This window comes from Nostoc sp. (assembly GCF_036918015.1).
In the GTDB taxonomy this organism is placed as follows: Bacteria; Cyanobacteriota; Cyanobacteriia; order Cyanobacteriales; family Nostocaceae; genus Nostoc.
Genome location: NZ_JBALEO010000091.1, coordinates 20,809 through 33,759, shown reverse-complemented (window position 1 = coordinate 33,759; position 12,951 = coordinate 20,809). Strand labels below are relative to the sequence as shown.

At 40.1% G+C, this 12,951-nt stretch carries 13 protein-coding genes; 8 read left to right on the top strand and 5 right to left on the bottom strand.

From position 1 onward, the window contains the following. The first annotated feature begins 23 nt into the window (after nucleotides 1-23). The 7 genes from V7K61_RS27890 (at nucleotide 24) to V7K61_RS27860 (ending at nucleotide 5,044) form a co-directional block, all read left to right on the top strand. Nucleotides 24-704: an HAD family hydrolase gene (locus tag V7K61_RS27890; RefSeq protein WP_335058511.1), complete on the top strand. Its 681-nt coding sequence runs from the start codon at nucleotides 24-26 to the stop codon at nucleotides 702-704. A gap of 23 nt (nucleotides 705-727) precedes the next feature. After that, nucleotides 728-1,504 (top strand): sulfite exporter TauE/SafE family protein, encoded by a 777-nt coding sequence (locus V7K61_RS27885; RefSeq protein ID WP_335058509.1) that lies wholly within the window; start codon nucleotides 728-730, stop codon nucleotides 1,502-1,504. A 27-nt stretch (nucleotides 1,505-1,531) separates the two neighbouring features. Further along, nucleotides 1,532-2,785: an MFS transporter gene (locus tag V7K61_RS27880; protein ID WP_335058507.1), complete on the top strand. Its 1,254-nt coding sequence runs from the start codon at nucleotides 1,532-1,534 to the stop codon at nucleotides 2,783-2,785. A 68-nt stretch (nucleotides 2,786-2,853) separates the two neighbouring features. After that, the gene (gene hpxZ / locus V7K61_RS27875) at nucleotides 2,854-3,240 is read left to right on the top strand and encodes an oxalurate catabolism protein HpxZ (protein WP_335058505.1); all 387 of its coding nucleotides are present in this window, start codon (nucleotides 2,854-2,856) and stop codon (nucleotides 3,238-3,240) included. A gap of 26 nt (nucleotides 3,241-3,266) precedes the next feature. Then, entirely contained in the window at nucleotides 3,267-3,845 is a 579-nt protein-coding gene (locus V7K61_RS27870) for an O-methyltransferase (RefSeq protein ID WP_335058503.1), read from the top strand. A 39-nt stretch (nucleotides 3,846-3,884) separates the two neighbouring features. Then, entirely contained in the window at nucleotides 3,885-4,448 is a 564-nt protein-coding gene (locus tag V7K61_RS27865; protein ID WP_335058501.1) for an NUDIX hydrolase, read from the top strand. Nucleotides 4,449-4,498: 50 nt separating this feature from the next. After that, nucleotides 4,499-5,044 (top strand): GNAT family N-acetyltransferase, encoded by a 546-nt coding sequence (locus V7K61_RS27860; protein ID WP_335058499.1) that lies wholly within the window; start codon nucleotides 4,499-4,501, stop codon nucleotides 5,042-5,044. A 490-nt stretch (nucleotides 5,045-5,534) separates the two neighbouring features. Here V7K61_RS27860 and V7K61_RS27855 read toward each other — a convergent pair whose 3' ends face one another. The 5 genes from V7K61_RS27855 to V7K61_RS27835 all read right to left on the bottom strand — a co-directional run bounded on the left by V7K61_RS27855 (nucleotide 5,535) and on the right by V7K61_RS27835 (nucleotide 10,811). Then, the gene (locus V7K61_RS27855) at nucleotides 5,535-5,966 is read right to left on the bottom strand and encodes a hypothetical protein (RefSeq protein ID WP_335058497.1); all 432 of its coding nucleotides are present in this window, start codon (nucleotides 5,964-5,966) and stop codon (nucleotides 5,535-5,537) included. A gap of 191 nt (nucleotides 5,967-6,157) precedes the next feature. Beyond that, a complete protein-coding gene (locus V7K61_RS27850; protein WP_335058495.1) occupies nucleotides 6,158-6,832 on the bottom strand; it encodes a hypothetical protein in 675 nt (224 codons plus the stop codon). A 586-nt stretch (nucleotides 6,833-7,418) separates the two neighbouring features. Beyond that, nucleotides 7,419-7,880: a hypothetical protein gene (locus V7K61_RS27845; RefSeq protein ID WP_335058493.1), complete on the bottom strand. Its 462-nt coding sequence runs from the start codon at nucleotides 7,878-7,880 to the stop codon at nucleotides 7,419-7,421. A gap of 26 nt (nucleotides 7,881-7,906) precedes the next feature. Then, nucleotides 7,907-9,745 (bottom strand): bifunctional serine/threonine-protein kinase/formylglycine-generating enzyme family protein, encoded by a 1,839-nt coding sequence (locus V7K61_RS27840; protein ID WP_335058491.1) that lies wholly within the window; start codon nucleotides 9,743-9,745, stop codon nucleotides 7,907-7,909. A gap of 331 nt (nucleotides 9,746-10,076) precedes the next feature. Beyond that, on the bottom strand, nucleotides 10,077-10,811 hold the full coding sequence (locus V7K61_RS27835) for an ABC transporter permease (RefSeq protein ID WP_335058489.1): 735 nt from the start codon (nucleotides 10,809-10,811) through the stop codon (nucleotides 10,077-10,079). Nucleotides 10,812-11,851: 1,040 nt separating this feature from the next. Between V7K61_RS27835 and V7K61_RS27830 the strand changes: the two genes are divergently transcribed. Then, nucleotides 11,852-12,928: a glycosyltransferase family 4 protein gene (locus tag V7K61_RS27830; RefSeq protein WP_335058487.1), complete on the top strand. Its 1,077-nt coding sequence runs from the start codon at nucleotides 11,852-11,854 to the stop codon at nucleotides 12,926-12,928. The last annotated feature ends 23 nt before the right edge of the window (nucleotides 12,929-12,951 follow it).

The window sequence follows — 12,951 nt, the reverse complement described above, 5'->3', positions numbered from 1 at the left end:
CGAATTACGAATTAATATCAAATATGCCTTTCTCCGCTATCCTTTTTGATTTAGACGGGACTTTAACAGATCCTAAACCTGGCATTACTAGTTGCATTCAGTATGCGCTCTCTGAACTCGGTTACAAACCACCGAATGCTGATGAATTACATTGGTGTATTGGCCCACCCCTGAAAGATAGCTTTTCGCAATTACTCAATACCTTAGATGGCACAGTAATTGAACAGGCGATTTCACTGTATCGTCATCGCTTTGCCACAATTGGATTATTTGAAAACTCCCTTTATCCCCAAATTTCAGAAGTCCTAAAAGCCATTCGTTTTGCTGGTTGTAAAACTTTTGTTGCGACTTCTAAACCATATATTTATGCTACGCAAATTATTGAATATTTTGGCTTGTCATTGCTTTTTGATGGTGTTTATGGTAGTGAACTTGACGGAACGCGGAGCATAAAAGGTGACTTAATTCACCATATTCTATTAACAGAAAAACTTTTACCCTCTACTGTGGTGATGGTAGGCGATCGCTCACATGACATCATTGGAGCCAAGCGCCATCAAATCGCCTCAATTGGTGTCACCTATGGCTATGGAACTGAGGAGGAATTGAAAGCTCATGGTGCTGACTTGATTGCTCATTCTCCAAGTGATATTCCCAGATTAATAATTCGTAATACTTCGGCTACGCTCAGTACAAGTTCGTAATTCGTAATTCGTAATTAAAAATAATGCCGCCATCATTAACGTTTATCCATAGCTTGCTATTGTTTAGTACCGCTTTTATTGCAGGCGGCTTAAACGCTGTAGCGGGTGGTGGAAGCTTTATCACGTTTCCAACTCTTATCTTTACGGGTGTACCCCCGATCGCAGCTAACGCCACCAATAATACTGCAATTTGGGTGGCAGCTCTCGCCAGTGCTGGAGCATATCGTCAAGATTTGGGCATCGAGCGGCGAGATTTTTTAGTTCTATGTGGCATCAGTTTAGTTGGTGGCATGATTGGCTCCATCGCTTTGTTGTATACATCGCCAGATGTCTTTAAAAAGCTGATTCCCTATCTATTGCTGCTAGCAACAATTGTGTTTACCTTTGGCGAACCGTTCAAAAAATGGTTGCAGCGTCGAAACCAGAATACATCACCGGAATCTGTACCGTTGTTTAATTTGGCACTGGCTCAACTAGCGATCGCCATCTATGGGGGTTTCTTCGGCGCAGGTTTAGGGATTTTAATGCTGGCAACTCTGACATTTTTAGGTATCAAAAGTATCCACAAAATGAATGCTTTTAAGACATTTTTAGGGAGTTGTATCAATGGTATTGCGATCGTTCCATTTCTTTTTGCAGGTGTGATTGCTTGGCATCAAGCTATTTTGATGGCAGTCGGTGGCTCTCTTGGTGGTTATTTAAGTGCCCATTATGCTCGTAAACTTGAACCGCACTTAATTCGGAAATTTGTCATGATTGTTGCCTTCACTATGACTGCCTACTTTTTTATTCACGGTTAAAAACTGGGAACAACTCAGGGGTGATGTATGGAAGCATCAAAAAAATCACAAGTCATGCTGCGTGCTTTTAGTTCTAGAAATTTTCGCCTGTACTACACAGGTCAAGCAATTTCTCTGATTGGTACGTCAATGACTCAAGTAGCTACTAGTTGGTTAGTATATCGCCTCACCGATTCCGCTTGGTTACTAGGTCTAGTGGGCTTTGCCAGTCAAATTCCCACACTTCTATTGATTCCTATAGGTGGAATCATTGCCGATCGCTGGAATCGTCATCAAATTTTGCTGGTTGCCCAGATTCTAGGGATGCTTCAGTCTTTAGCTCTAACGTGGCTAGCCCTAAGCGGTACGATTAATATCGAGTACATTGCAATTCTTGGTGTACTGCAAGGGATTATCAACGCCTTCGATATTCCGACTCGACAGGCATTTCTTCCTGAAACAGTTGGTAAGGAAAATCTTGGTAATGCCTTTGCCTTGTACTCTTCCCTGGTGAGTGTGACTAGTATGCTAGGCCCTGCGATCGCAGGTTTACTAATTGCGGCCATTGGTTCGGGGCTATGTTTCCTAATTGATAGCATCAGTTACATCGCTGTAATTATTGCCCTCCTAGCAATACGGCTGACATCCAGAAAAGCCATTATTTCCAAACGCAAACCTTTAGAAGAATTAAAAACTAGTTTTAAATATGCCTTTGGATTTTTGCCAATTCGCTCAGTCTTAATTGGTTCGGCTTTAGTCTGCTGCGTATGGGGATTTTATTTAGCTTTGGGGCCGATTTTTGCCAAGGATATTTTGCAAGGTGGCCCTAACACCTTCGGTTTCTTGATGACAGCTTCCAGTTTGGGAACCTTAGCAGGTGGTATCTATTTAACTAAACATAGCAATGTATTGGAATCGGGTAAAGTTCTAGCATTGGGTATAGGTTTTATGGGAGTAAGCTTAATTATCTTTGCCCTATCCCGTGTATTCTGGCTTTCACTGCTCTCATTATTTGCAGCTGGTTTCGGCTTTATTTTGCAGATAATTGCCGGACGCACTTTGCTTCAGTTGTTGGTGAGCGATGAAAATCGCGGACAAATTACCGGTCTTTACGTTATGGCATCTACAGGCGCAGTGCCTATAGGGAACTTAATAGCTGGCGCACTAGCAAGTAAAATTGGTAGTAGCAATACTGTCATTTTTGGTGCAAGTATTTGTATTGCAGGCTCAATTTTATTTATGCAACAAATCTCTACCTTCCGCGATCTGATTCGTCTAAATTTACGTACTGAAGGAGCTTAAAAGAAAAATAGCTCTGGCTATTTGAAAGAGTGCATAATCAGCCATAACACCAAAAATTGGTAACAATAATGACTACTATAAATGACCCCACTATTGTAAATGAAGTAACTGATTTGTACCTCAAGTACGAAGAAGCCCTTTCTAATAACAATTTGGAGGTGATGGATAGCTTGTTTTGGGATGCACCCGAAGTAGTACGGTTTGGCATCACAGAAAACCTCTATGGTGGCGATGAAGTTCGTAACTTTCGCCAGAATCGACCAAACCCAAAAATAGAGCGAGAAATCTCGAATCTCAAGGTTGCAGCCTTTGGGAAAGATGCAGCAACAGTAACTTTAGAATTTCGCCGGATGATTAATGGTGTAGAGCGTTTCGGACGACAAAGCCAGACTTGGTACAGGTTTACCGAAGGATGGAGGGTGGTTTCAGCCCATGTTTCATTATTGCCAGTGTGATGGTGCGTTTTGATCGAGGAGTAGATATGACAACCTATCCCATCGCCTCTAGTCCATCATTAGTGCAGCAGGCTGAATCCTTAGCTGCACAACTTGAGTTTACCCAATCCTCACTCCCAGAAGTTGGTCGGCTGTTGCACGTCCTCACCAGCCATATCACACAGGGTCAAATTGGCGAGATTGGTAGCGGGTGTGGGGTTGGTGCAGCGTGGATTGTGAGTGCATTACACCCAGATAGTACATTGATTACTATTGAAAGCGATCGCGATCGTGCCAAAGTTGTGCAACAGCTATTTGCAGATAAGTCTAATGTCCGCGCACTTCAAGGCGACTGGCGCGACTTACTTACCTATGCTCCCTTTGATTTGTTATTTGCCGATGGCGGAAAGGCAAAACTCACAGAACCTCAGACATTGATAACTGCTCTCAAACCCGGAGGCTTCATCTTACTAGACGATCTCACACCCGAAGAATACTGGCCACCAGAATGGCACGGACGCACAGATCCAATCAGGGAATTTTGGCTCAAAGATCCTCGGATTGCTGCCACAGAAATCCGCGTGACAGCAAAAAATTCAGTAATTTTAGCAACACGCATTCAATGAAATAATTACTGTAAAAAGTAGACAAATAGAGGTTGAAATATGGGAAATTCATTTGATTGGATTGTATTAAAATCTAGACATATAGTAAAAGATAAATGGATTTCAGTACGGTCTGATACTTGCCAAATGCCTAATGGAACAATAGTTGACCCCTATTATGTTCTAGAATATCCAACATGGGTAAATGTTGTAGCTTTAACCAAAAATCAGGAAGTTATTTTAGTAAAGCAATATCGCCACGGTCTGAAAAAAACAATTCTAGAATTGCCCAGTGGTGCTGTAGAGACTGAAGATGTTTTACCAGTGGAAGCTGCAAAACGCGAATTATTGGAAGAGACTGGTTACACTAGCAATCAATTTATTGAAACTGGGATATTATCACCAAACCCAGCTAATCATACTAATTTAACCCATTGCTTTTTAGCAACAGATGTAGAACGTGTGGCTGATTTAAAGCTAGACATTACAGAACAGATTGATGTAGTTTTATTACCTCTAGAAAGGCTAATCAAAAATATTGATAATGGTATATTGCTGCAAACATTACATATTAGTTCCTTATTCTTTGCTTTAAGAAAACTTGGTAAAATGCAATTTTCTTAGAGTGTGTCTCAATTAGGTAAACTAGACAATGGCTAAATGAGGATTCATCAATGATATTGGAAACTCAACGCCTATTACTGCGGGAAATGACGCTTTCTGACCTCGATGCATTACTGCTTGTCCTCGGCGATGCAGATTCGATGCGCTACTACCCAAAGCCCTTTGACCGCGAGATGGTGGAAAAATGGATCGAGCGGCATCGCCACAACTACGCACAGCACGGCCTCGGCTTGTGGGCGATGGTTCTCAAGACGACGGGTGAGGTAATCGGCGACTGCGGACTGATTTGGCAGGAGGTCGAGGGACAACAAGAACTCGAAATTGGCTATCATGTCCGCCGCGACCAACAAATGCAGGGTTACGCAACTGAAGCTGCATCTGCTTGCCAAGACTACGCCTTTAACGTGCTGGGTAGCGATCGCGTTATCTCCCTGATTCGTCCAGAAAACATTCCCTCTCGCCGTGTAGCTGAAAAGAATGGACTCAAGGTTGTTCAGGAGACACTCTGGCGCGACATACCGCACTATATATATGCTGTGCAGCGCTCAGAAAGAAAACTTCTTACAACAAGTAATCTCAGAAACAGAGAAGTTTAATAATCTCTGTACCAACATTGAGGCTGTTCGCGGGAACATAGTTATACCATTTCTTTATGAGGCTGCGCCAAACCCTTTTGACTTCTTTCTTTCTTCCTTTGTGTCCTTTGCGTCCTTTGCGGTTCGTTTTTCTTTCTTCTTTCTTGTACTTAAATATGGTTTAGCGCATCTTCATACAGAATTGGTATTAGCCATTGCATCAACATGAGAGCGGAAAGTATTTGATCATAGGGCATTTATTTTTACTGAGCGTTAGCGTAGCGTCTTGTGGAGAAATATTGGGCATAACAGTTTCTCTTTTGCGAGTTCCGTTAGCGTTAGCGAGACGTTTAGCCTGTGCTGAGTAAAGAAGTGAGAAATTAAATTAGCATCTACAAGATTTGTAGGAGTTTATAATTACCCGTACAAATACAAATTTGTAATATCATTTTTTGTTAGGTTTGCCATTATTCATCTCCGATATTTTTGAGTTTTTTAATAAATAAAAATATCACTGGGGATGTCCACAATTTTGTAAGGTATTTTCAAAACGTGTTTCAAAAACTCTTTTATTATCGTTTTCATCTAAATAACGCACTTTGAAATTAATAACTATGACATCGCGAGCATCATATCCAAATATACGATCTAAAAATGAAGAATGTCGAATCTCGTAAGGGCCACCGGGATTTATAGAACAGCAGTCTGGATTTTCTTTGATATATTCATCAAAACTTGCATACTTGATGTAGTTGTAACTGCTTCGTCCTAAATCTGTTCGCTCATTTTGATAATCAAAAACCATTCCAAATCTCTCTTCATCGCTGAGATAACGCATTTTAGCAAAGCAGAAGCCTGAATAATTTAAGCTAAAGTATATGCTTAAAATGGTTATTGGTAAAGCGATGAAAAGGAAAATAGCTAAAACACAGATGCGGTGCATTATTGTATTTGTGGTAATTTACATAGTTTTCCAGCAAAAACATCTTTCGGTCAAATCTCGCTACTACCTAAAAGATTTGTAGGAGTCGTGATAATTGGGCTGTCTCGTTCCAGCGGAGACTAGGAACGAGATTTGAAAACGATTAAGCGTTGGTTGTAGAGCGAACTTCTGGTTGGCTATGCTTCAAAATATCAGGTGCATTTAATTTTTTGAGTATAAAACCTAGCTGCTAAAAGAGCCGCACCTGCTACTAAAGTTGCTAGTACATTATCAGGTTCAGGGACGGCAGCAACTTGAGCATCAATTTGTGCAGTTCCAGCAAACAAACCGGTCAATTTAGAGTCGCCTAATATATCAGCAAACTCTGGAGAAATCAACAATTTCACATCAGGGATGGTTAAATTTTGACCATCAAATGCGACAAGTCCCGGAGCGCTCAAATCAAACAAAATTGTATTTAAAGAAAATGTGTCTCTTAAAACAAGTCCGCTGGCACCTGTAACAGTACGTCCTGGAGCAAAACCAATTGAAAAGTCACCAACAGTAACATTTTTATTGAATGTAACAGTACCAGTATGCTCGATTGTACCTGAGAGCGGAGTAAAACCGCCCTCGTCACTGAAGGTGAAGTTAGTAAGTGAGTCGATGTTCCAGCCAACTAAATAATTGCTGGGAATTGGTGCAACTGCCTGATTAGTGCCTGTCAAGGTTAGCCCAATACTACTAAGAATCTCTTCGTGATCGCGATCGATGCTGGTGACTCCAGATATCACTTTAAAAGTTGCAGCTTCTACCTGTATGGGTGCTATTGAGATAAAAGCTGCTGTCGTACAACCAAGAATTCCTGCACACTGAAAAAAACGCATATATATTTCTGATGATCTTCGTAGTTTATTTTATATAATAAAACGTCTTTTCTTAATATATAAAGTCATTATTTACTCTAAAAAAATATTCAAAAAAGTTAAGTTTATGTAAACGTACAGTTAATAACAAAATTTAAGCTAGACAGTTGCAAAAAGAAAGTTCAGTAAGTAGGTACAAATAAAAATCAATCATCAAAATGAAGCGTAAAGTATAAGGTATCAAGCATTAAGGATAGAAGAGGAAAAAATATAGTTACGTTTAATTATGTCCAATGCCAATTATTTAGGAGCCAATTTCAAAATCCCTCTCCCAAGCTTGGGATAGGGATTTAGGGTGAAAGCTCATTGATTCATGCAATAAGTCTAATTAGGTATTCGTATAGGATTACTATTTGATTTTTGAACAACACGTAGGGTGTGTTATCGCGAAGCGTAACGCACCATTTTCAAGGGTTTGGTGCGTTAGACTAAAGTCATAACGCACCCTACAAATACTTAATTTTTTTCAGAAATCAAACCGGATTCCTATAGACTCTAGCTGAGAACCAGAAAAAGCTGATTTCTTCTCGCTGATTTACTTCTTAGTTCACAGACTTGTTCTAATCCACCAGCTTATTTTCTCCAAATTAGGATCTATTTCTTGCCAAAAGCTGGCTGAAGAGTCTACTTCTCTTGTTGCTGCAAGTATTTTATCTATACTGTCGAAGTTTTTTTGAATCAATTGCTTATCTAGTTTAGGAATATCTAATTTCAGATATTTCAAACGGTTGGGTAACTCTACTTTCTCTTGTGTCGGCAATTGGTAAATCCGATCTACTTGTTCTAAAATTTTGTCTATTGATGTAATAACTTCTTGCAGACTCGGCTTTTTAGTTTGTAATTGTAAATCTTTCTCTTCAAAAGTTTCTTCTTGATTACCTAACTTTACTAAGACTATTTTGACAAAGAAAATATTGTAATCTACCTCACTAACTTCACCCACTTGCTGATAATGGTTTCCACTTTTATTTATAATTACTATGTCACCTTTCTCAATTCTGTTGTTCATAATTTATATAGCCTGGTATTGAATTACTAAATAATCTCCTCTACAGAAAATACTACTCTAAAGCCACAAACCCTCAGTCCACCGTCTGACTCATTCCAGCTACGGCTAGCGCTGCGACACAGTTCTGCACTGAAACTCCAAGAACCACCGCGTAGCACCCGACGATTTATATCACCGCCAACTTCCCAAGCTGTTCCATCTAAGGGTGCGTCATTGTAATTGTTGTGCCACGAATCAGCACACCATTCCCAAACTAACCCGTGCATATCGTACAATCCAAAGGCGTTGGCGACTTCAAAACTACCGACGTTTGTTGTTTCTTTACGGAATTTGCTTTTTGGTTCCATAGTGCAGCTGACTAACTCAGAGGTAATGGTTTCGCCAAAGTGGAATGAGGTTGTAGTTCCAGCCCGACAGGCATATTCCCATTCAGCTTCACTCGGTAAACGATAATCGCGTCCAGTTTTTTCTGATAGCCTGAGACAGAATTCTACAGCCTCATACCAAGATACATTTTCTACTGGTCTATCTAAACCTTTGAATTTCGATGGATGGGGATTTAAAGCTTGTTTGACTTTGGGTAAAGCTGCTACTACTCTCCACTGTGCTTGAGTTACAGGAAATTTCCCCATAAAAAATGGTTCGATGGTAACTTGATGCTGAGGACGTTCGTCAGCATCTCCTTCAAATTCCGGTGAACCCATCATGTAAGTACCACCAGGAATCGATACCATTTCTAATGTGACAGACTTACCTAATTCTTCAGCAAAGAAGTTTGCATTACCACTCATGCGGTTTACTTCTCTACCACCTGTGTCTACTGTCACTACGTCAAATTCAAAGGTTTTTAATGGGGGTAATGGGACAATTACTTTTTGTGGTAGCGGCGGTAATATAGGTTGAGGCATCGAAACAATTTTTAAGGCAACAGGTTCAATGTTCGATGTGGCAAACTTTACATCGTTGATGACTTCCACTGCTGTTTGATACCTTTCACTCGGTAGATGTTTGAGTAATTTATCTAAAATTTTTCCTAATTCGTCGCTGATAGTAATACCTTTTTTTTGTAAACGTTCGCGCCACAACCACTTAGCGCTCATGGCATCATAAATAGGGTCATTAATCTGTCCAGAAGCATCCTGCAAAGGCAAACATTGAGTTAAAAGACGCACACAAGTTACGCCCAAAGCATACAAATCACTGCCGTGACAAGCAAATCCAGCCATTTGTTCTGTTGGGGCATAGCCAAGGGTATAAATTACCGTAGCTTGTCTTCCTATACTGGTTTGTGTTACCTGTTTCGCACCACCAAAGTCAATTAATACGGGTTTTTCATCACTTGCACGGCGGATGATATTTTCCGGTTTGATATCTCGATGAATGACGTTATGGGCATGAATAAATTCCAGAACTGGCAATAAATCAGCTAAAAGTTCCCAAATTTGTTGTTCGCCATAAATTTGTTGCTGAACTTCTTGTAAGAGAGTTTTTCCTTGAATAAATTCTTGGACGAGATACAAGCTAGTACCTTGTTCAAAATAAGCTAGTAATCTGGGAATTTGCGTATGATTTTCTCCCAGTTCATACAACCGAAAAGCCTCTTCTTTGAAAAATTCTGCGGCTTTAGTACGTTGTCCTGTTCCCTGAAACTGTGGGAAAAATTGCTTGATGACGCAAGGGGCGTTTAGTCTGTCTACATCTTCTGTAGCATAGGTTCTACTAAATCCACCTTCGCCTAAGAGTCTTAATACGCGGTAACGGTTTCTAAGAAGTTTGCCAAAGTTGCTTTGTCCGCAACTCACGCAAAATCTATTGCTATCAGAGTTGAATGGATTTGAGCAATTGGGATTTTGGCAGATTTGCATAATGAGGGGGAAATAGCATCTTCTCCAAAGTTAGCCCCAATATTATCTAATTGAAAACAGTTATGTAGAGAAGCGAACACGGAAGTTTATTCATGTGCTTAAAACTATCTTTCACACGAGGGCATAAGGATAAGTACAATTAAAAATTAAAAATTAAAAATTAAAAATTTAAGAGAGTTACATCAGGGGATTTAAAATTCTGAATTACACTGATATTTGTGCTTTATGGCAAGCATAAATCACCCGATATTTTAATATAGCTGTTGTTCACTATCTAAAAAAGTTCATAAAGAACCAAATTAACCATAATTTTTATTGGCAATAGCGAGTCTTATTTAAAAGTTTTATTCTCTCCAGAAGCGCGAATTAATTCCGCTACAAGGGCAACGATCGCAGATACTAAAATTAACATGACACTCAGCGCGTTAATATCAGGTTTAACTCCGGTTCTAATGCGGCTAAAAATTTCCATTGGCAGGGTGTTAGAACCACTACCAGCAGTAAAACTAGCAATAAGAAAGTCATCTAAGCTAAGAACAAAAGCCAAGAGACAACCAGCGACAATCCCAGGCATTAATTGAGGTAACAATACTTTGATGAAAGCTTGGGTTGGTGTCGCACCTAAATCTAGTGCTGCTTCTTCTAAGTGTGGGTCTAAATTAGTCAGTCGGGAAGCAACTACAAGTCCGACATAAGCCAGACAAAACACTACATGGGCTGCAACTATTGTCCACAAACTCAAAGGTATCGCAAAGGCTGCTAGACATACTAGGGTAGCCACTGCGATCGCAATATCGGGAATAATCAATGGTAGGTAAGCAATACCAAGATACAATTTCTTACCAGGAAATTCGTAACGCGCCAACCCAACCGCCATCAAGGTTCCCAGCACTGCGGAAATTGCCACGGCACAACCAGCAACTATCATACTGTTTTGTAAAGCTGATAAGATGCGATCGTCACTGAACAACTTGCGATACCAATCGAAAGTGAATCCTTGCCAAGTTGCGCTGTAGGGCGACTGATTGAAGCTATAAAAGCCAAGTACCAGTATGGGCAGGTACATGAATACAAATATCAACAGTGAGAAAACCGCCTGCCATGAGACACGCGGTTTTTTGAGAGATGGAGAGATATTCACGTTTATATATGTTATTGATAGAAATACAAAATAGCATATTTTATGCAATCAGTCAATCACGACTTAAAATTTATTTATCGAACCGCAGAGGCACAGACCCGGATTTCTCACGCATAGTGTAGGCTTCAGGGGAAGAGGAGTGTGGGGAGTGTGGGGGTAAGACTTCTTCCCCATCCTCCCACACCTCCCACACCCCTTGGATTTCTCACAAGTGAGAAATCCAGGACAGAGAACGCAGAGATTTTATGAGTCATCTCAATCTGATTCTCGCTTCTCTACGAGACGCTAAATTTATGTAAGCGTTCAGGGAGTCGAAAAAAGACGAAAAATAACCCCCAAAATCAACCAATAAAATTAGGCAGATTTCAACAGATCGCAATCATCAGAACGGTTAGGGGTTAGGTTTTTTGTAGGCTTTTCCATACAACGTTAAAAGTCAGGTTAATTTTACTTTTAAGAACTTGGATAGAAGTTATCAGAAAAATTGCTGCTTCTGATTTCAGAGTACCTACTTTACGAAAATTTACCTTTGAGTCGGCTAGAAATGATCCTTTAGAGTACGGAAAGCCACCCAAAGAGTGTCTACAGACTTTATTCTTTAATTAACATTTTAAAATTGGATGATTGAGGGTCAGAAATAGAGCTTTTTCAGTTAAAACTACCTTTAAATGACATTTTTAGACGATTATAGAAAGCTACTTTTTATAAAAAAACTTCTATTAAAAACTGCCATAGATCGCATAAAAATTAATAAATCAGAATACAGCTACCTCTTTAGGAGTGGGTAATTTCCGTACTAAGATAGACAAAAAATATAGAAGGTACAGCGTAAGATTTAAAGGAAATTGTTAATAAGTTTAGTAATCTGAAGTTACTTTCTGATGCCAAAGTGGATCAATTACAAGCACTAAAACAACAGAAATAAAAAACTTCTAATTCAAGTTTTATTTTTCAGGAGATTTGTGATGAAAATTGCTCAATTAGCTCCATTGTGGGAGAGAGTTCCGCCTCCAGCTTATGGTGGCATAGAGTTAGTAGTAGGGTTACTGACCGATGAGTTAGTCCGACGCGGACATGAAGTAACTTTATTTGCATCGGGAGATTCTATTAGTCTGGCAAAACTAACTTCAGTTCATCCCCGCGCTCTCAGACTCGATCCTACTATCAAAGATTACGGCATTTACGAGATGCTGAATCTAGCTTCGGTGTACGAACGCGCAGGAGAGTTTGATATTATTCACTCCCATATCGGACATGGGGCGCTGGCTTATGCAAATCTGGTAAAAACCCCTACGGTTCACACGTTGCACGGTATTTTTACCTCTGACAACGAAAAGATGTTTAGTTTTGGTAAAAAACAACCCTACGTCAATATTTCTGATGCACAACGAGAACCAAGGTTAGGATTGAACTATGTAGCGACGGTTTACAACGGGATTGATGTCAGCAGTTATGAGTTTCACTCCCAACCAGAAGATCCTCCTTACTTAGCATTTTTAGGTCGGATGTCTCCAGAGAAGGGAGCGCACTTAGCTATAGAAATTGCCAAAAAAGCCGGTTGGCATTTAAAAATGGCAGGTAAGATAGATGTCGTTGATGTGGAATACTTTGAGAAGGAAATTAAACCACATATTGACGGAGAGCAAATTGAGTATCTGGGTGAAGCCAACCATGCTCAAAAAAATGCCCTGATGGGTGGTGCAGTCGCAACTCTATTCCCTATCACTTGGCGGGAACCTTTTGGATTGGTGATGGTAGAGTCAATGGCTTCTGGTACGCCAGTGATTGCGATGAAATTGGGGTCTACTGAAGAGGTAATTTCCCACGGCAAGACGGGTTTCCTCTGCAATAATATTCAAGAGTGTATTAGTGCCATCGATCGCGTCATTGAGTTAGACCGTTATGCTTGTCGTCAGTATGTCGAAAATCTTTTCAGTGTTAAGCACATGACTGATGGCTATGAGGCGGTTTATCAACAAATAATCGCAGAACGATTTTCTCAGAATGGGCATTTCCGCAGTTTGGTTGATTTAGCTAGCTAGCTAGCGATCGCCTTTAAATATCG

Excerpts from the sequence above, each read along its gene's own strand:
- hpxZ (WP_335058505.1), top strand. The coding sequence starts at position 2,854 with ATGACTACTATAAATGACCCCACTATTGTAAATGAAGTAACTGATTTG.
- V7K61_RS27860 (WP_335058499.1), top strand. The coding sequence starts at position 4,499 with ATGATATTGGAAACTCAACGCCTATTACTGCGGGAAATGACGCTTTCT.
- V7K61_RS27840 (WP_335058491.1), bottom strand. The coding sequence starts at position 9,745 with ATGCAAATCTGCCAAAATCCCAATTGCTCAAATCCATTCAACTCTGAT.
- V7K61_RS27850 (WP_335058495.1), bottom strand. The coding sequence starts at position 6,832 with ATGCGTTTTTTTCAGTGTGCAGGAATTCTTGGTTGTACGACAGCAGCT.
- V7K61_RS27870 (WP_335058503.1), top strand. The coding sequence starts at position 3,267 with ATGACAACCTATCCCATCGCCTCTAGTCCATCATTAGTGCAGCAGGCT.
- V7K61_RS27855 (WP_335058497.1), bottom strand. The coding sequence starts at position 5,966 with ATGCACCGCATCTGTGTTTTAGCTATTTTCCTTTTCATCGCTTTACCA.
- V7K61_RS27845 (WP_335058493.1), bottom strand. The coding sequence starts at position 7,880 with ATGAACAACAGAATTGAGAAAGGTGACATAGTAATTATAAATAAAAGT.
- V7K61_RS27880 (WP_335058507.1), top strand. The coding sequence starts at position 1,532 with ATGGAAGCATCAAAAAAATCACAAGTCATGCTGCGTGCTTTTAGTTCT.
- V7K61_RS27890 (WP_335058511.1), top strand. The coding sequence starts at position 24 with ATGCCTTTCTCCGCTATCCTTTTTGATTTAGACGGGACTTTAACAGAT.
- V7K61_RS27885 (WP_335058509.1), top strand. The coding sequence starts at position 728 with ATGCCGCCATCATTAACGTTTATCCATAGCTTGCTATTGTTTAGTACC.
- V7K61_RS27835 (WP_335058489.1), bottom strand. The coding sequence starts at position 10,811 with ATGTACCTGCCCATACTGGTACTTGGCTTTTATAGCTTCAATCAGTCG.
- V7K61_RS27830 (WP_335058487.1), top strand. The coding sequence starts at position 11,852 with ATGAAAATTGCTCAATTAGCTCCATTGTGGGAGAGAGTTCCGCCTCCA.
- V7K61_RS27865 (WP_335058501.1), top strand. The coding sequence starts at position 3,885 with ATGGGAAATTCATTTGATTGGATTGTATTAAAATCTAGACATATAGTA.